Origin of the sequence: Massilia sp. AB1 (assembly GCF_018119385.1) — a bacterium.
Classification (GTDB): Bacteria; Pseudomonadota; Gammaproteobacteria; order Burkholderiales; family Burkholderiaceae_D; genus Telluria.
This window is the reverse complement of sequence record NZ_JAGKSG010000013.1, coordinates 46,038-63,987: the sequence shown is the minus strand read 5'-3', so window position 1 is coordinate 63,987 and position 17,950 is coordinate 46,038. Positions and strand designations below refer to the sequence as shown.

15 protein-coding genes and 1 tRNA gene are annotated in these 17,950 nt (G+C 66.0%); 12 read left to right on the top strand and 4 right to left on the bottom strand.

Annotation, left to right across the window (positions count from 1 at the left end):
• Positions 1-345: 345 nt before the first annotated feature.
• Positions 346-1,344 (bottom strand): TRAP transporter substrate-binding protein, encoded by a 999-nt coding sequence (locus tag J8847_RS10070; protein ID WP_211524562.1) that lies wholly within the window; start codon positions 1,342-1,344, stop codon positions 346-348.
• Between the two features lie 125 nt (positions 1,345-1,469).
• On the opposite strand from J8847_RS10070, the gene J8847_RS10065 reads away from it, so the two are divergent.
• The 3 genes from J8847_RS10065 (at position 1,470) to J8847_RS10055 (ending at position 4,571) form a co-directional block, all read left to right on the top strand.
• Positions 1,470-3,458, top strand: a complete 1,989-nt coding sequence (locus J8847_RS10065) for a PAS domain-containing sensor histidine kinase (RefSeq protein WP_211524561.1) — start codon at positions 1,470-1,472, stop codon at positions 3,456-3,458.
• Positions 3,459-3,492: 34 nt separating this feature from the next.
• Complete coding sequence (locus J8847_RS10060; protein ID WP_211524560.1) at positions 3,493-4,074, top strand: response regulator transcription factor; 582 nt, start codon at positions 3,493-3,495, stop codon at positions 4,072-4,074.
• A 116-nt stretch (positions 4,075-4,190) separates the two neighbouring features.
• Entirely contained in the window at positions 4,191-4,571 is a 381-nt protein-coding gene (locus J8847_RS10055; RefSeq protein ID WP_211524559.1) for a DUF3052 family protein, read from the top strand.
• Between the two features lie 3 nt (positions 4,572-4,574).
• Here J8847_RS10055 and queG read toward each other — a convergent pair whose 3' ends face one another.
• Positions 4,575-5,663: a tRNA epoxyqueuosine(34) reductase QueG gene (gene queG / locus J8847_RS10050; protein WP_211524558.1), complete on the bottom strand. Its 1,089-nt coding sequence runs from the start codon at positions 5,661-5,663 to the stop codon at positions 4,575-4,577.
• A gap of 54 nt (positions 5,664-5,717) precedes the next feature.
• Between queG and tsaE the strand changes: the two genes are divergently transcribed.
• The 4 genes from tsaE (at position 5,718) to J8847_RS10030 (ending at position 10,843) form a co-directional block, all read left to right on the top strand.
• Positions 5,718-6,203, top strand: coding sequence for a tRNA (adenosine(37)-N6)-threonylcarbamoyltransferase complex ATPase subunit type 1 TsaE (gene tsaE, locus J8847_RS10045; RefSeq protein WP_211524557.1), 486 nt, complete (start codon positions 5,718-5,720; stop codon positions 6,201-6,203).
• A complete protein-coding gene (locus tag J8847_RS10040) occupies positions 6,167-7,627 on the top strand; it encodes an N-acetylmuramoyl-L-alanine amidase (RefSeq protein WP_211524556.1) in 1,461 nt (486 codons plus the stop codon). Before tsaE ends, J8847_RS10040 begins: the two co-directional genes overlap by 37 nt.
• A gap of 1 nt (position 7,628) precedes the next feature.
• A complete protein-coding gene (locus J8847_RS10035; protein WP_211524555.1) occupies positions 7,629-8,402 on the top strand; it encodes a D-hexose-6-phosphate mutarotase in 774 nt (257 codons plus the stop codon).
• Positions 8,403-8,656: 254 nt separating this feature from the next.
• Positions 8,657-10,843: a CehA/McbA family metallohydrolase gene (locus J8847_RS10030; RefSeq protein ID WP_211524554.1), complete on the top strand. Its 2,187-nt coding sequence runs from the start codon at positions 8,657-8,659 to the stop codon at positions 10,841-10,843.
• 200 nt (positions 10,844-11,043) lie between these two features.
• On the opposite strand, the gene J8847_RS10025 is transcribed toward J8847_RS10030, so the two are convergent.
• Both J8847_RS10025 and J8847_RS10020 read right to left on the bottom strand, forming a co-directional pair.
• Positions 11,044-12,078 carry a carbonic anhydrase gene (locus J8847_RS10025; RefSeq protein ID WP_211524553.1) on the bottom strand — a complete coding sequence of 345 codons (1,035 nt, stop codon included), beginning with the start codon at positions 12,076-12,078 and terminating at the stop codon, positions 11,044-11,046.
• Between the two features lie 111 nt (positions 12,079-12,189).
• A complete protein-coding gene (locus tag J8847_RS10020; RefSeq protein ID WP_211524552.1) occupies positions 12,190-12,834 on the bottom strand; it encodes a VTT domain-containing protein in 645 nt (214 codons plus the stop codon).
• Between the two features lie 178 nt (positions 12,835-13,012).
• On the opposite strand from J8847_RS10020, the gene J8847_RS10015 reads away from it, so the two are divergent.
• The 5 genes from J8847_RS10015 to J8847_RS09995 all read left to right on the top strand — a co-directional run bounded on the left by J8847_RS10015 (position 13,013) and on the right by J8847_RS09995 (position 17,894).
• On the top strand, positions 13,013-13,945 hold the full coding sequence (locus J8847_RS10015; RefSeq protein ID WP_211524551.1) for a peptidylprolyl isomerase: 933 nt from the start codon (positions 13,013-13,015) through the stop codon (positions 13,943-13,945).
• Positions 13,946-14,145: 200 nt separating this feature from the next.
• Entirely contained in the window at positions 14,146-16,050 is a 1,905-nt protein-coding gene (gene mutL, locus J8847_RS10010) for a DNA mismatch repair endonuclease MutL (protein ID WP_211524550.1), read from the top strand.
• Entirely contained in the window at positions 16,050-17,003 is a 954-nt protein-coding gene (gene miaA / locus J8847_RS10005) for a tRNA (adenosine(37)-N6)-dimethylallyltransferase MiaA (protein WP_229512675.1), read from the top strand. The genes mutL and miaA overlap by 1 nt, the downstream gene beginning before the upstream one ends.
• A gap of 135 nt (positions 17,004-17,138) precedes the next feature.
• On the top strand, positions 17,139-17,708 hold the full coding sequence (locus J8847_RS10000) for a septal ring lytic transglycosylase RlpA family protein (RefSeq protein WP_211524548.1): 570 nt from the start codon (positions 17,139-17,141) through the stop codon (positions 17,706-17,708).
• A 109-nt stretch (positions 17,709-17,817) separates the two neighbouring features.
• Positions 17,818-17,894: transfer RNA gene (locus J8847_RS09995), tRNA-Met, on the top strand.
• Positions 17,895-17,950: the final 56 nt, after the last annotated feature.

The following is a 17,950-nucleotide window of genomic DNA, read 5'->3' as shown; positions in this document are numbered from 1 at the left end:
TGGTGGAAAGGATGATGGATAGGGTATGCAGGCAGTATGACAGACGAAAAAAAAACGCACCCTCAGGTGCGTTCAATTCGGGTCACGTTCCGGCTGTTTAGCGGTGCTAACAGCTTCTGTCAAACGTGGTGTCTCCTCGAATTACTCCGGTATGAATTACCGTGCTTTTGTATGTGCTCCCCAAATTCGTGTGTTCTGTGCTGCATTCGCACCATGTCAGTGCGAGAAGTCCCCATCATATCGCAAGTGTTTGCCTCAAGCGTATCTTTTTGACCACACTGTCAAAAAATTTATTTTAGTTATAAAGAATTCGCATAAGACAACCCGCGCCCGGGTAAACCCCCTTCAGCGCTTCACTTCGCGGCCGATGGCGCGCACGATGTCCTTGCCGATCCGGGTCTCCATCTGGTTGTAGACCGGCATCATGGCGCGCCGCCATTCCATCTGCTGCTGGGCGTTCAGCGTGTGGATGGTGGTGGTGCCGGCGCGGCGGATCGATTCCAGCGCGGCGTCGTTGGTGCGCTGGGCGATCGTCTTTTCATAGGCGGTGGCGTCGCGCATGGCGCGCTCGAGGGTGGTGCGTACGTCCGAGGGCAGGCCGTCCCAGAACTTCTTGTTGACGATCACCGCATAGCCCAGGTAGCCGTGGTTGGACACGGTCAGGTGCTTCTGGCTCTCGTGCATCTTCTGGGTGTACATATTGGAGGGCGTGTTCTCGGTGCCCTCCACCACCCCGTCGCGCAGCGCGGGCGCGGTTTCCGAGAAGGCCAGCACCTGGGGCCGGGCCCCGAGCGCGCGCATCTGCGCGTCCAGCACCTTGGAGGCCTGGATGCGCATGCGCAGGCCGCGGAAGTCGCCCGGCGCCAGCAGCGGCTTATTGGCCGACATGACCTTGAAGCCATTGTCCCAGTAGGCCAGGCCGACGATGCCCTTGGGCTCCAGCTTGCGCAGCAAGTCCTTGCCGACCGGTCCTTCGGTCACGGCGTACAGTGCCGCCTTCGAGGGGAAGATGTAAGGCAGGTCGAAGGCTTCGAATTCCTTGATGCCCAGGGGCGAGAACTTGGCCAGCGAGGGGGCCAGCATCTGCACCGCGCCCAGCTGCAGGGCTTCGAGCTCCTCGCGGTCTTTATAGAGCTGGCTGTTCGGGTAGACTTCGACCCGCACCCGGCCCTTGGTCATCTGCTCGGCGAGCTGCTTGAAGCGCTCGGCCGCCTGCCCCTTGGGCGTATCGGGCGCGACCACGTGGCTGAACTTGATGACGATCGGTCCCTGCGCACATGCACTGGAGCTGACAATGAAGCTCATCGCTGCGGCAAGCGCCCCGACCAGGGCTTTGATCTGCATGGCGGTTCGGTTCTTCCTGGTGAAACGTTAATATGACGAGTGGGCCAGTCTGGAGCCGTTCTCCCCGACCCGCCATCGTGGACTTCCACAATAGCCCGACAGTGTAACCAAGTACAAGGCAAGGCATGAAAAATCCGTTCGCGCAGCCCTCCCCGGAACAGCGCTCGCGCCCGCTGCGCTGGCTGGTGCCGGTGCTGCTGGTGCTGCTGTTCCTCGCGGTGCTGATCTGGCTGCCCTGGCAGGCGCGCCAGATGGAAAGCAACGAGCGCCAGGAGCAGCTGATCGCCGACACCCTGTGGGTGGAGCAGACCCTGCGCTTCGAGCTGGCGCGCAGCGAAGAAGCCCTGGCCGCCCTCGGCGCCGACCTGGTGGTGGCGCCCCCTCCCACGCCGGTGCTGCGGGCGCGTTTCGCGCAGATGTTCAAGAACGGTCCCGAACTGGTGCGCGTGGCCTGGCTGGACGAGGCCGGCAAGCTGATGGCGAGCCACGGCGCCGACATGCCGGCGGCCGGCCTGCCGGAAGCGACCCGGCAGGCCGCCGAGATGGCGCACGCCACCCGGCGCGGCCGCTACAGCGAACCCTATGGCGCCACGCCTTCGACGCACGGCCTGATCGACTTCTACCTGCCGCTGTACCGCCAGGGCCAGTACGCGGGCAGCCTGGTGGCCACCTACAGCCTGGAGGTGCTGCTGAACGAAACCGTGCCCTGGTGGTTCGCCCAGGACAATGCCCTGAGCCTGCTCGACCGCGACGACCATGTGGTGGCCCAGCGCGCCGCCGGCGGGCCGGGACGCGGCGTCTACACCCACCGGCGCGACCTCGACCTGCCGGGCGCGCTGGTGGCCCTGTCGACCGACAGCGTCAAGGGCGCGCCCAAGCTGCTGCCGAACCTGCTGGTGGGCTCGGTGATCGTGCTGGCCCTGGGCCTGGTGCTGAGCCTGGTCGCCCTGTGGCGCCACATCTCGCGCACCCTGGCGGCCGAAGCCGCGCTGCGCCAGCAGATGGCCTTCCGCACCGCGATGGAGAATTCCCTGCTCACCGGCCTGCGCGCGCGCGACCTGGAGGGGCGGGTCACCTACGTCAACCGCGCCTTCTGCCAGATCGTCGGCCTGCCCGAGGAAGCCCTGGTGGGCAAGAAGCCGCCCATGCCCTACTGGGCGCCGGAAGCCATGGGCGACTACGAGGAACGCTTCCGCGGCGTCCTGGCCGGGACCATCACGCCCCAGTTCGAGACCGTCTACCAGCGCTCGGACGGGGCGCGGGTGCCGGTACTGGTGTTCGAGGCGCCGCTGGTGGACGTCTACGGCAAGCAGACCGGCTGGATGAGCTCAGTCCTCGACATCACCGACCGCAAGCGCGTCGAAGAACTCAACCGCCAGCAGGAGGAAAAGCTGCAGGCCAGCGCGCGCCTGGCGACCATGGGCGAGATCTCGTCGATGCTGGCGCACGAGCTGAACCAGCCACTGGCGGCGATCTCCAGCTACACGGCGGGCGCGCTCAACATGCTGGAACGCGCCGACGGCGGCGAGGTCCAGCCCGGCCTGCTGAAGCGCGCGCTGGAGCAGGCGCGCCAGCAGGCCCAGCGCGCCGGCCAGATCATCCGCAGCGTGCACGAATTCGTGAAGAAGCGCGAGCCGCTGCGCGAGACGGTGAGCATCCGCAGCGTGGTCGACGGCGTGCGCGCCCTGATCGACCTGCAGGCGCGCCAGGCGGCCGTGGTGCTGCGCGTGGAGCTGCCGCCCGACCTGCCGCCGGTACTGGCCGACCGCATCCTGCTCGAACAGGTGCTGCTGAACCTGACCCGCAACGCCATCGAAGCCATGCAGGACACGCCGCCCGAAGACCGGGTGCTGCGCATCCAGGGCGCCCACGGGCGCGGCCAGGTGTCGGTGTCGGTGATCGACCGCGGCCACGGCATCGCGCCCGAAGTGGCCGAGCGCCTGTTCTCGCCCTTCCACTCGACCAAGGCGGAAGGCATGGGCATGGGCTTGTCGATCTGCCGCACGGCGATCGAATTCCACGGCGGCACCTTGACCCATGCGCCGAACCCGGCAGGCGGCACGATTTTCACGTTCTCGCTGCCCGCGCAAGCGGCGGCCCCGGCGCTGGGCTAAAATCCCGACCAACAACAAAACGGAGACGCACAGCATGCTGCACATCGTCGATGACGAAGAGGTCATTCGTGACGCCCTCGCCTGGCTGGCGCAATCGCGCGGCCTGGAAGCGCGCGGCTACGCGGGCGGCCAGGAATTCCTCGACCAGATGCAGCAGCCCGGCGACGAAGGCGACTGCGTGCTGCTCGACGTGCGCATGCCGGACATGAACGGCATCGCCGTGTTCGACCAGCTGATCCAGCGCGGCCTGCTGCCGCGCCTGCCCGTGATCTTCCTGACCGGCCACGGCGACGTGCCGATGGCGGTCGACTCGCTCAAGCGCGGCGCCTTCGATTTCTTCGAAAAACCCTTCAACGACAACATGCTGATGGACCGCGTCGAGGAAGCCATGGCGGCCTCGCGCAAGGCCGCCGCCTCGGCCCAGGTGCAGGCGCGCCTGGCCACCCTGTCGGCGCGCGAGCGCGAAGTGCTGGACCTGATCCTGGCCGGCATGATGAACAAGGTGGTCGCCGACAAGCTCGGCATCAGCATGCGCACGGTCGAGGTGCACCGCGCCCACATCTTCGACAAGATGCAGGTCAAGACCGCGGTCGAGCTGGCCGGCTTGCTGAAATAAGCCAAGCATTCTTCCCGCACAACAAGCGTCTCTAAATTTCGGGGAAGCCTTGTAAAATAAATCTGAACGTGGCGCGCGGGCTGGACCGGGCTGCGCTTCTTTTTTGGGGACAGTCCATGAACGAAAAGACAGTGGCAGACAAGATGTTCCTGAGGACGGCGAAGTCGATGCTCATCCTCAACGGCCAAGTCAATCCAGGGGTGGTGTCGCAGATGCCTGCCGAGCTGGTCAAGGAGGGCGACGGCCCCTTCGACGTGGTCCTGATGTTCTGCATGAACCGCAAGGACCTCGAACACTACCTGCCCCAGGCGAAAGAAAAGCTGGGCGACAAGGGCTCGCTGTGGATCGCCTACCTCAAGCAGACTGCCTCCAAGGCCACCGACATCAACCGCGACTCGATCAACGACTATGCCAAGGAAAACGGCATCACGGGCGTGGCGATGATCTCGATCGACGGCGACTGGTCGGCGCTGCGCGCCAAGCGCATCGAAGTCTGATGTTCAGGAGGTGTGGCGCGCCAGGGCCCAGCTAACGTGTTCGCGCACCAGGTCGGACGGGTGTGCGGCGCGCGCCTGCAGGGCCGCCACGATGGCGGGGTCGCCCCGGCGCTGTCCGGCCGCATTGCCCAGCCCCACCGCGAGGTTGCGCAGCCAGCGCTCGTGGCCGATCCGGCGGATCGGGCTGCCTTCCATGCGGCGGTTGAATTCCTCTTCTTCCCATCCGAACAATTCCACCATGCTTGATTCGCCGAGGCCATTGCGCTCGTCGAAATCCGGCAGCTGCGCGCGCTGGGCAAACTTGTTCCACGGACAGGCCAGCTGGCAATCGTCGCAGCCGTAGATGCGGTTGCCGATCAGGGGGCGCAGCTCTTCGGGAATGCTGCCCTTGAGCTCGATGGTCAGGTAGGAAATGCAGCGCCGCGCGTCCAGCTTGCCGGGACCGAGGATGGCCTGGGTCGGGCACACGTCGATGCAGGCCTGGCACTGGCCGCAATGGGCGCCGGTGGGCGGGTCGACCGGCAGCGGCAGGTCGACCAGGATCTCGCCGATGAAGAAGGTGGAACCGGCCTCGCGCGACAGCAGCAGGGTGTGCTTGCCGCGCCAGCCCAGGCCGGCTTTTTCCGCCAGCGGCAATTCCATCACCGGGGCGGAATCGGTGAACACGCGGTAGCCGAGCTCGCCCACGGCCGCCTTCACCTTCTCGGCCAGCTGCTGCAGGCGGTTGCGCAGCACCTTGTGGTAGTCGCGGCCGCGTGCATATACCGAGACCACGGCGGCGCCCGGATCCTGCTGGCGCAGGCGCTCCTGGGCGCGCCAGTCTTCGTCGCGCTGCTGCGGCAGATAATCCATGCGTGCGACGATGGCGCGCACCGTGCCCGGCACCAGTTCGGCCGGACGCGCACGCTTCATGCCATGGCTTGCCATATAATCCATCTCGCCATGGCAGCCCGCGTCCAGCCAGGCCTGCAGGCCGGCTTCTAGGTGCGCCAGGTCGACGTCGGCGATGCGCACGTCGGCAAAGCCCAGCTCAGCGCCCCATTGCTTGATGGTGCGCGCGAGGTCGGCGAGGTTGGGAGTGGAATTCGGCATGGCGGGATCGACAACAACGCGGCTCAACACCGCACAAACAAGCTATTTTATTCGATGCAGTCCTTCAAAGCTTACCTGGCCGACGAATCGGCAACGGCCGCCCTGGGCGCGGCGCTGGCCCGTGCGCTGCGTCCCGGACTGGTGATCTACCTGCACGGCGACCTGGGAGCCGGCAAGACCGCCCTCACCCGCGCCCTGATCCAGGCCGCCGGCCACAGGGGCACGGTCAAGAGCCCGACCTATACGCTGTCGGAACCCTACCGGGTGAGCCTGGATGGCCAGCCTGTCAACATCATCCACTACGACCTGTACCGCATGTCGAGTCCCGAGGAATTCCTGGACGCGGGCTTCCGCGAGGACTTCGACGGACACAACATCTGCATCGTCGAATGGCCGGAAAAAGGCGATCCGGTGTTGCCGCCACCCGACGTCAAGGTATTGCTCAACGTCAGCGGTCTCGGCCGTGAGGTAGAATTGCAGGCGTTGTCCGACTTGGGTCTGCTATGCCTCGACCGTCTCGCCTTCGTACCCCCGCCCTGATTCCCGGATCGCCGCGCCGCCGCACCCTGCTCAAGGCCGGGGGTACGCTGCTGCTGTCCGTGATCTCTCCGCTGCCCGCCAGCGCCGCCCAGATCCTGGCGGTGCGCGTCTGGCCCGCGCCCGACTACACCCGGGTGACCCTGGAAAACGACACCAATCTCAAGACCGAGCACTTCATGGTGCCCGATCCGCCGCGCCTGGTGGTCGACATCGAGGGCCTGGGCCTGAACAGCACCCTCAAGAGCCTGGTCGCCAAGATCGAGCCGAACGATCCCTACATCAAGCAGGTGCGCGTCGGCCAGAACCGCCCGAACGTGGTGCGCCTGGTGTTCGACCTGAAGGAAGAGGTCAAGCCGGAAGTGCTGACCCTGGCCCCGGTGGCCGGCTACCAGCACCGCCTGATCTTCGACCTGTATCCGCTCAAGCCGGTCGACCCGATCGCGGCCATGATCGAAAAGGGCGAATGGAACACGGTGCCTGCGCCGAGCACGCCGGGCAACCAGGCGCTGGGCGAGCCGGTCGCCGGCACGCCGCCGGTGCAGATCCCGACGCCTGCGCCCGTGACGCCGCCCGCGCAGCAGAACCCGGTGCCGGACGCGATCGCGCGCATGGAAGCCGAGCTGTCCGGCCTGAACGGCACGCCTCCCGCGCAAGCGGTGCAGCCGCCGCCCTCGCCCACGAAAACGGTGCCCAAGGGCCCGGCCCAGAAGGTCACGCGCATGGTCACCATCGCGCTCGATCCGGGCCACGGCGGCGAGGACCCGGGCGCGATCGGCGCGCGCGGCAGCCGCGAGAAGGACATCGTGCTGGCGGTGGCCAAGCGCCTCAAGGCCAGGCTGGAACAGCTGCCCAACACGCGCGTGATGCTGACCCGCGACGGCGATTATTTCGTCCCGCTCGGCACCCGCGTGCAAAAGGCGCGCAAGGTCGACGCCGACCTGTTCGTCTCGATCCACGCGGACGCCTTCGTGTCGCCGACGGCGCGCGGCTCCTCGGTGTTCGTGCTGTCGGAAAAAGGCGCCAGCTCGAGCGCGGCGCGCTGGCTGGCGAACGACCAGAACAAGGCCGACCTGATCGGCGGCGCCAGCTACGCCACCGCCGACAAGCAGCTGGCCAGCGTGCTGTTCGACCTCTCGACCACGGCCCAGATCAACGACAGCCTCAAGCTCGGCAAGGCCGTGCTGGGCGAGATCGGCGGCATCAACCGCCTGCACAAGGCGGCCGTCGAGCAGGCCGGCTTCGCCGTGCTCAAAGCCCCGGACATCCCGTCGATCCTGGTCGAGACGGCATTCATCTCGAACCCGGAAGAAGAAGCGAAGCTGAACGACGACGGCTACCAGGACAAGCTGGCCGACGCCATCACCAAGGGCATCCGCCGCTATTTCGCCGACAACCCACCGATGGCCAAGAGCCGCCAGACCTGACATGCACCAGACCACCTTCGGGCAGCTGCCCGCGATCCGCATCGCATCGGACGATGGGGCCGAGGCCATCGTCACCCTGTACGGCGCGCACCTGATTTCGTGGAAGGGCGCGGACGGCGCGGAACGCATGTTCTGCAGCGCCAAGTCGGCGCTGGACGGGACCAAGGCGATCCGCGGCGGCGTGCCGGTGATCTTCCCGCAATTCGCCGAGCGCGGCAGCGGCATGCGGCACGGCTTTGCGCGCGTCAGCACCTGGCGCCTGGAAGACAGCGGCCAGGGCTGGGCGGTATTTGGCCTGAACGAGGCCGACCTGCCGGAGAAGCTCGCCACCGCCTGGCCGCACCGCTTCGCGCTGGCGCTGCGCGTGGCCGTGCAAGGCAATGAGCTGACGATGACGCTCACGGTGCGCAATACGGGCGAGTCGCCCTTCCCGTTCGCGGCGGCGCTGCATACCTATCACCTGGTGCCGGAGCTGCGCGAGGTGCGCATCGACGGCGTGGCGGCGCAGACGCTGGCGATCGAAGACAAACTGGATCAGGTCTATCAAGCCATCCCTGGCGCGATCACGATGGCCACCGGCGCGCGGACTGTGACGCTGGAGCAGGAAGGCTTTACGGACGCGGTGGTATGGAATCCGGGCGCGGCGGACGCCGCCGCGCTGGCCGATATGGAAGACGAGGAGTACCGACGCTTCGTGTGCATCGAGCCGGCTCTGCTCGATCCACACACGCTGGCACCGGGCGCGGCCTGGAAAGGCCACTACCACATCCGTTAGCCCTCAACGCCAAGCCCGTCGTTCCGGGACTCGGCGTCCCCCTCGGCCGGAACCCAAGTTCTTCGCGCAGCCGAACACTGCATTTAAACGCCCGATCTCCGCATCGGGCGTTTTTTATTCTGCCCTCCGCCCATCGACTTCTCGTATTTACAACAGTGACTAATTCTCCCTTGAAACACGCTTGATAGTCATATGTACGTCATGCAAACCTGACAAATTTGCTGTTTCCATAACTAAAGAAGGGGAGACATACCATGCACCGCAGCACGAAGTTGTTACCACTGATCCTGGCACTCGGCATCAGCACTCCAGGCTTCGCCTCCGAAGCCGATCACCGCGAATTCGAAGCGACCCTGCACGCACCGTTCAAGGCCGCCGCCGCGCACGAAGGCCGCACCTTCGAACTGAAATTCAGCTATCCCTTCGTCGAGCAGGCCCAGGACATCGCCTGGCGCCTCGAGCTGGTCGATCCGGCCCAGCGCGTCATCGAGCGCTGGCACGGCAGCGAGCGCCTGAGCAGCAAGCCGGTCGACGTCAAGGTGCACTGGACCGGCCGCGCCGGCGACCCGGCCCTGCGCGACGGCGTCTACCAAGTGCGCCTGGTCGCCGTGGCCAACGACGCGCAGGCGCGCCGCAAGGCCTCCCTGTCCGGCGAGGAGATCGACAGCCTGCTCAACGCCGAAGACGGCCACCGCATCGAACAGGCCTGGGACATCGCCGTCGGCGATCCGGGCGCCGTACCGATGCCGGCCTTCCAGGCGCTGCCGACCAGCTCGAGCGCCACGGCGCCAGCCAAACCGGCGCCCTCCACCGTCTCCCCTGCATCGGTCCCGGCCACCGGCTCCCTGCCCTACACCGTCTACTACGCGAACCTGCACAGCCAGACCAACCACAGCGACGGCGGCGGCGCGCTCTCGTCCTGCACCAGCTCGCAGAGCCCGCAGAACGGCGCCTTCGGCCCGACCGACGCCTTCGCCTATGCGAAAGGCAAGGGCCTCGACATCCTGATGGCCTCCGAGCACAACCACATGTACGACGGCTCGTCCTCGACCGCCACCTCGGCCAGCCCGGAGACCGCCAAGGCGCTGTACCAGGCGGGCCTGAAGGCAGCGTCGGACTTCAACGCGGCCAATCCGAGCTTCCTGGGTGTGTATGGCTTGGAATGGGGCGTGATCAGCAACGGCGGCCACCTCAACATCCTGAACAGCCTCGAGCTGGCCAACTGGGAATACAACAGCAGCAACCAGCTGCTGGGCGACACCTACACCGCCAAGACCGACTATGCCGCGCTCTACACCCTGATGAAGAACCGCGGCTGGATCGGCCAGTTCAACCATCCGGAGACCACCGGCCAGTTCATCGTCAACGGCGTGCCGCTCGGGTACACGGCGGACGGCGACCAGGCGATGGTGCTGTGCGAAGTGATGAACACTTCGGCCTTTTCGACCAACACCACCGAGACCGAAACCAGCCGCAGCACCTACGAGAGCGCGTGCAAGAAGGCGCTCGAAGCGGGCTTCCACGTGGCCTTCTCGACCAACCAGGACAACCACTGCGCGAACTGGGGCGCCTCCTACACCAACCGCACCGGCGTCCTGATCCCGACCGGCACCGCGCTCACCAACGCCAGCTTCGTCGAAGCGCTCAAGGCGCGGCGCGTGTTCGCGACCATGGACAAGACCTCGCAGCTGGTGCTGACCGCGAACGGCCGGGTGATGGGCGAGCGCTTCACCAACAGCGGCACGCTGAACCTGGTGGCCAACTTCGCCAATACCTCGGGCAAGACCGTGTCCTCGGTCGCGATCTTCGAAGGCGTCCCCAAGCGCAACGGCACCGTCACCCAGCTCTCGAGCAGCGCCAACACCACGATCACCCCGAGCAACGGCGAACACTTCTACTACGCCAAGCTCACGCAAAGCGACGGCAATATCCTGTGGTCGGCGCCGATCTGGGTCACGCAGGGAAGCTCGACCTCGACCCAATTGCTCGCCAATCCGGGCTTCGAATCGGGCGCCGCGTCGTGGACCGCCACTAGCGGCGTGATCAACAACAGCACCTCCACGCCGGCGCGCACCGGCAGCTACAAGGCCAAGCTCAATGGCTACGGCACGGCGCGCACCGATACGCTGACCCAGCAGGTGACGATCCCGTCGACCGCGACCAGCGCCAGCCTGTCGTTCTGGCTACAGGTGCAATCGGCGGAGACCACCACCACGACCGCCTACGACAAGCTGCAGGCCCAGGTGCGCAACAGCAGCGGCACGGTGCTGGCCACGCTGGCGACCTACTCGAACCTGAACAAGGGGAGCAGCTACGCGCAGAAGAGCTTCGACTTATCGGCCTACAAGGGGCAGACGGTGCAGATCCACTTCAGCGGGACGGAAGGGTCGATGCTGCAGACGACTTTCCTGATCGATGATGTGGCGCTGACGGTGCAGTAAACAAACTAAGTTAGCTTATGAACGTCATTCCGGCGAAGGCCGGAATCCAAGTTTGCGCGCGTTGCCGCTGCGTGTGAAGAAAGTGGTACGCAACGAACTTGGGTCCCGGCCTTCGCCGGGAGTCGTAGGCGCCAGTGGCGCGTACGACGGGGCATGAGCTGATGGCCGAAACAAAAAACCCGGCATCGCCGGGCTTTTCCTTACATCGATTCCTTGATCATCCGTCCATTACTCGCCTGGACCGGCCGCGAATTCAGCGGATACAAGCGCGAGAACAAGGCCATCTGCTGAGGCGAGGCCGTCATCGGCTGCTTCATCACCAGCCACAGCACGTCCTCGGTGCACGGCGGCGTGGTCAGCGAACCCATGTAGGTGAAGTATTCACGCTTCGCCGGCAGGATCTCGTTCACGTCCAGCACGATCGACGGCGACACCGTGGTCTGCTTTTCCAGCGGCAGGTTGTTCCACACGGTCTGGATCATCGGATTGGCCGTGCCGCGTTCGAGCAGCACCGCCAGCACGGCCAGCTTGCCGTCGTAGCTCTTGTGCACCAGGTGCACCACCATCTCCGTGCCCTTGCCGTTGATGCGCTCTTCCGACGGGCGGTGGAAGTGGAAGCCCTGCAGTTCATAGGTCGTGTTGCCGACCGTGAGGAAGTTGCCGCCGCCGACGTTGACCTGGATGGTGTGGCCGTTGTCGATCTCGTTGAACGAGCTCGGGTGGTAGTCGAAGGCGATCTGTTCCAAGTCGACCTTCATGCCGTCGCGCAGGTCGATCGGCGACTGGCGGTTGCCGGTCGAGCACTTGGCCCAGTTTGAATTGATATTGGCCCAGTTGGCCGGGCCGAATTCTCCGTCGTAGCTCCAGTGGGTGCCGTTCTTGGGCGCGTGCTCCTTGGCCGCGGCCGCGGCGGCGGCCAGGGCTTCCTGCTTGCGCCTGGCGTCCGCCGCCTTGCGGGCGCGGGCCGCGGCCTGGGCGCGCGCTTCCTGCTTGGCGCGCAGCTCGGCCAGCTTCTCGGCGATGCGGACCGACAGGTCGACCTCGGCCTCTTCCTCGGACTTCTGGGCGGCCGCAGGGGCCGGCGGGGCAGAAACTGCGGAAGCCTTCAGGTTGGGCTTAATCGAAGCCTTGGCGAGCTCCGGCTTGGCCGCCTTGTCGGTCTTGGGAGCGGGATCGTTCGCGCTTGCCGTCGCCGTGACCAGGCTGAGGGCGAACAGTGCGATGAGGTTGCGCATGAGGTTCCAGATGAGTGGGCTTACCCCATGCTTATCGGCTCGAAGGCGCCAAAACTTGAGTGCGCTGAAGCAACAAGGCCGCAGAATCTGCGGCCTTGGTCAGGATGGCAATTAGCGGCTGAGCATGCGCCGGCTGAACTTGACCAGCCCGCCGATCGCGAGCGGCACGATGGCGGCGCTCACGCCCACCAGCACGATCTCGGTCAGGTGGTCGCGGATGATCGGGATGTTGCCAAAGAAATAGCCGCCGGTGACCAGGCTGGCCACCCACAGCAGCGCGCCGGAGATGTTGTACACCTGGAAGCGCGCGCTCGTCATGTCGGACACGCCCGCCACGAAGGGCGCGAAGGTGCGCACCACCGGCACGAAGCGGGCCAGGACGATGGTCTTGCCGCCGTGCTTTTCGAAGAACTCGTGGGTGCGGGTCAGCGCATCCTTGTTGATCCAGCGGTAATTGTGGGTAAACATGCGGTGGCCGACGGCCTCGCCGATGTAGTAATTCAGGGTATTGCCCGTCACGGCCGCCAGCACCAGCAGGCCCATCAGGAGCGGATAGTTCATCTGGCCGGTGGCGCAGAAGGCGCCGGCGATGAACAGCAGGGTATCCCCGGGGAAGAAGAACAGGACCACCAGGCCCGTCTCGCAGAACACGATGGCGAACAGCACCATGTAGACGTAAGTGCCGTACTGGGCCAGCAAGGTGCCCAGCGTCTTATCGACATGCAGGACCATGTCGAAGAGTTGCATCAGATCCATAATTTTCCTAGAGGGTAGCTTTACATCATACCATTAGTCGCCCTCTGAAAAGGAGGCCCGGCGCCCTGTTTCCGGGACTACTCAAACAACAGACTTGATGCTTTGACAGCATTCCGGATTACAATCCCGCGATACCCGACAACAAGGCGGCGCGGCCGCAACGAGGAGACCACGCATCATGAGCTTGACCACCCTTCGCACTACGCTGTCCACTTCCCTTGGCCTGGCCCTGCTGGCCTCGTCCAGCGCCTTCGCAGCGGCACCCAAGGCGGCCAAGGAGCTGCCGCCCAAGCCCTCGGTGGCGGACGTGGTCAAGGCGTCCAAGCCATCCGAATGGCGCCCGCTCGATCCCGAGAACACGATGTACATCGAGCTGCCGGCCGGCCGCGTGATCATCGAACTGGCCCCGGCCTTCGCGCCGAATACGGCGGCCAACATCCGCGCCCTGGTGCGCGAGCGCTACTTCGACGGCCTGTGGATCATGCGCGCCCAGGACGGCTTCGTGGTGCAGTGGGGCGACCCGGACGAGGAAAATCCGAAGCCTTTCAAGGCGGCCAAGACGGTGAAGGCCGAGTTCACGGTGCCGATCAAGGGCACCAGCGGCTTTACCCGCCTCAAGGAGCCGGACGTGTATGCGCCGCAGGTCGGCCACGCGAACGGCTTCCCGGTGGCGCGCGACCCGGCCACGGGCGAGACCTGGCTGCCGCACTGCTACGGCATGGTGGGCGTGGCGCGCGACAACGGCGCCGATACCGGCAACGGCTCGCAGCTGTACACCGTCATCGGCCATGCGCCGCGCCACCTGGACCGCAACATCACCGTGGTCGGACGCGTCGTGCACGGCATGCCGCTCCTGACCGTCATGCCGCGCGGGACGGCGGCGGCGGGCTTCTATGAAAAGGCCGAGCAGCGTACGCCGATCGCCAGCGTGCGCATGGCGGCGGATGTGCCGGAGGCGGAGCGCAGCAAGTTCGAGGTGATGCGGACGGATAGCGCGGCCTTCCAGGCTGTCGTGGAGGCGCAGCGCAATCGGGGTGGTCCGTGGACCAAGGTGCCGGCGGGGCGGATTGATTTGTGCAATGCGCCGATTCCGGTGAGGGAGCAGAAGTAAGCGGTCTGCACGAAAACTTGGGTTCCCGCCTTCGCGGGAATGACGTGCTGAAGTAGCGTTCCATAACAGCTGTTGTGGCCTGCCCCCTCAAAACGTCATTCCCGCGAAGGCGGGAACCCAAGTTTGCAAGCAGACCACAATCGCTTCCGAATTCCCGCCGAGCCTGATCCGCCTCAACCCCGCCGCGATATAATCCCGGCATGAACGCGCCCGTCCTCACCTACCGTCCCATCCAGCAACTCCCCGACCAGCTCATCTCCCAGATCGCCGCCGGCGAAGTGGTCGAGCGGCCATCGGCCGTGGTCAAGGAACTGCTGGAAAACGCGCTCGATGCGGGCTCGACCCAGATCACCGTGCGCCTGGAGGAAGGCGGCGTCAAGCGCATCGCGATCACCGACAACGGCCGCGGCATCCCGCCCGAGGAATTGCCGCTCGCCCTGTCGCGCCACGCCACCTCGAAGATCGCCTCGCTGACCGATCTCGAGAACGTGTCCACCCTGGGCTTCCGCGGCGAGGCCCTGGCCTCGATCGCGGCGGTGTCCGCCGTGCGCATCACCTCGCGCACCGCCGGCTCGCCCCACGCCTACGAAATCGTCGGTTCGCACCACGGCACCGTGGCACCCTCGTCCGGCGCCTTCGGCACCACCATCGACGTCCAGGACCTGTACTTCAATACGCCCGCGCGGCGCAAGTTCCTCAAGTCGGAACAGACCGAATACGCCCACTGCGCCGAAGTCGTACGCCGCATCGCGCTGGCGCGGCCGGACGTGTCCTTCAGCCTGACGCACAACGGCCGCACCATCGACCACTGGAACGTGAGCGAACCGGCCAAACGCAGCGCCCAGATCCTCGGCGGCGATTTCGCCGAAGCGCGCCTGGCGCTGGACGAATCGGCCGGCCCGCTGCGCCTGCACGGCTACGTCGGCCTGCCGACGGCCTCCAAGGCGCGCGCCGACGGCCAGTTCTTCTATGTGAACGGGCGCTTCGTGCGCGACAAGCTGCTGGTGCACGCGGTACGCGCGGCCTACCAGGACGTGCTGCACGGCGACCGCTTCCCGTCCTATGTGCTGGCGCTCGAACTCGACCCGGCGCTGGTGGACGTCAACGTCCACCCGTCCAAGATCGAAGTGCGCTTCCGCGACAGCCGCGCCGTGCACCAGTTCGTGTTCCACGCGGTGCAGCGCACCCTGGCCCAGACCTCGGCCACCGCGCACGGCAGCGCGCCGGCGCCGATCAGCGCGGCCGAGATCAGGCCGACCGGCACGCCGGTCTGGCAGCCGCGCCCGCACGAGCAGACCTCGTTCGGCGCCCAGCTGTCCCCGACCTTCTCGCCCTCTCCCTTCCCGGCCGGCAGCCGCTGGGACGAGCCGCGCGCGGGCGTAGCGCAAAGCACCGCCGCCTACGGCGCGCTGTTCGCCGCGAACGAATCCTCGCGTCCGGAGGCCCCGGCGCCTTCGCCCGCGAATGTGCCGCTGTCGGCCTCGGACCGCCCGCTGTCGAACGAGGACTTCCCGCTCGGCTTCGCACTGGCCCAGCTGCACGGCATCTACATCCTGGCCCAGAACACCAAGGGCCTGGTGCTGGTCGACATGCACGCGGCGCACGAGCGCATCCTCTACGAGCAGCTCAAGCATGCGCTGGACGCGCGTCTGGACGGCCAGGAAGAAATGCAGGTGCAGTCGCTCCTGATCCCCGTGACCTTCTACGCCGATGCGGTGGAAGTGGCGACCGCCCAGGACCACCAGGACACGCTCAAGGCGCTCGGCTTCGACATCGCCGCGCTCTCGCCCACCACCCTGGCGGTACGCTCGGTGCCCTCGCTGCTGAAGAACGCCGACGCCCAGACCCTGGCGCGCGACGTGCTGCGCGACGTGCGCGAATTCGGCGGCTCGCGCGTGCTGGTCGAGCGCCGCAACGAACTGCTGGGCACCCTCGCCTGCCACACGGCGGTGCGCGCCAACCGCATCCTGTCCACGCCCGAGATGAACGCGCTGCTGCGCCAGATGGAAAGCACCGAGCGCGCCGACCAGTGCAACCACGGCCGCCCGACCTGGGTCCAGCTCGAGATCGCCGCTCTCGACAAGCTTTTCCTGCGCGGTCAATGATGGCGACGATGAAGAAACCGATGGCGGTGGCCATCATGGGCCCGACCGCGTCCGGCAAAACGGCGGCGGCGCTGGCGATCGCGCGCGAACACCCGGTGGAGATCATCTCGGTCGACTCGGCCCTGATCTACCGCGAGATGGACATCGGCACCGCCAAGCCGACGCCGGTAGAACTGGCCAGCGCGCCGCACCACCTGATCGACATCCTCGATCCGCTCGAGTCGTATTCGGTGGCGCAGTTCAGCGCCGACACCATCCGCCTGGTGGCCGAGATCCAGGCGCGCGGCAGGTTGCCGCTGCTGGTGGGCGGCACCATGATGTACTTCAAGGGCCTGACCGACGGCCTGGACGACCTGCCGACCGCCGACCCGCAGGTGCGCGCCGCCATCGAGGAAGAAGCCGCGCGCATCGGCTGGCCCGGGATGCACGCCAGGCTGCGCACCCTGGACCCGGCCACGGCCGACCGCCTGGCGCCGAACGACGCCCAGCGCATCAACCGCGCGCTGGAAATCATCGAGCTGAGCGGCAAGCCGATGTCGGAACTGCTGGCGCGCCGCGCCAAGCCCGAGCTGCCTTTCGAGCTGCTGTCCTTCGCCCTGGAACCCTCGGACCGCAGCGTCCTGCACCAGCGCATCGCGCTGCGCTTCGACCAGATGCTGGGCGCGAGCGACGATGCCGGCCTGGTGGAAGAAGTGAAGCGCCTGCGCGCCCGCGGCGACCTGAACCCATCCCTGCCCTCGATGCGCTGCGTCGGCTACCGCCAGGCCTGGGAATACCTCGACGGCCGCGTCGACCGTGCTGGCTTGCGCGAAGCGGGCATCGTCGCCACGCGCCAGCTGGCCAAGCGCCAGCTCACCTGGCTGCGCGCGATGCCGCAGCGGATCGTGCTCGACTGCCTGGGGCCGGACCCGGCGCCGGCGATGCTGGCCCACCTGGCGAATTTGCAAAAATAGCAAGTCCATGGCGTTTGCCGGCGTGGAATCCACGCCACAGGTTTTTTCCAAATGTAAATTTCCTGTGGTAATGTGTATCAGTCCGTTAGCATTCCCGCTGATCAGCAATACGGTGGCGCGCCACCGCCCTCCCGCATGACGACTTCATTTTTCCGCTATGGCTTCATCGCCGCAATCTCCGCCCTGCTCGCAGCCTGTTCCAGCACCCCGACCGTTGCACCGTCGAAAACCATTCCAGGCGCCGTCCCGTCCAAGTATTACCTGAACGACGGCCCCATGAAAGGCATCACCCAGGAGATGGTCGACGCCCTCCCCGAACCGGTGCCGAAACGCGAACCCATCAATAAGTGGGCCAAGCGGCCCTACGAGGTGCTTGGCAAGAAGTTCACGCCGATGACCGAGCTGGCGCCCTTCAAGCAGCGCGGCAAGGGTTCCTGGTACGGGACGCGCTACCACGGCAAGAAGGGATCGATCGGCGAGCCCTACGACATGCTGCAGCTGACCGCCGCGCATCCGACCCTGCCGCTGCCCTCCTACGCCCGCGTTACCAACCTGGAGAACGGCAAGAGCGTGGTGGTGCGCCTGAACGACCGCGGTCCCTTCCTGCACGACCGCATCATCGACTTGTCCTATGCGGCGGCGATGCGGCTCGGCTACGCCGGCAAGGGCAGCGCGGACCTGGAAGTCGAGCTCCTGCTTCCCTGAATTTCGGGTATGCTGGGTCCCTCGTGCCTGATGCGACGCTTTTTTGCACGACGGCACAAGATCCAAGCTTGACAGGGTAAGAGGCAGCCGCGATAATGCCTGCCGTTGCGGTGATATAGCTCAGCTGGTTAGAGCACAGCACTCATAATGCTGGGGTCGGTGGTTCAAGTCCACCTATCACCACCACAGAATTCCAAGCGAATGGCTTGACTCCTCGAGTCGAGCCATTTTTGCTTTCATGA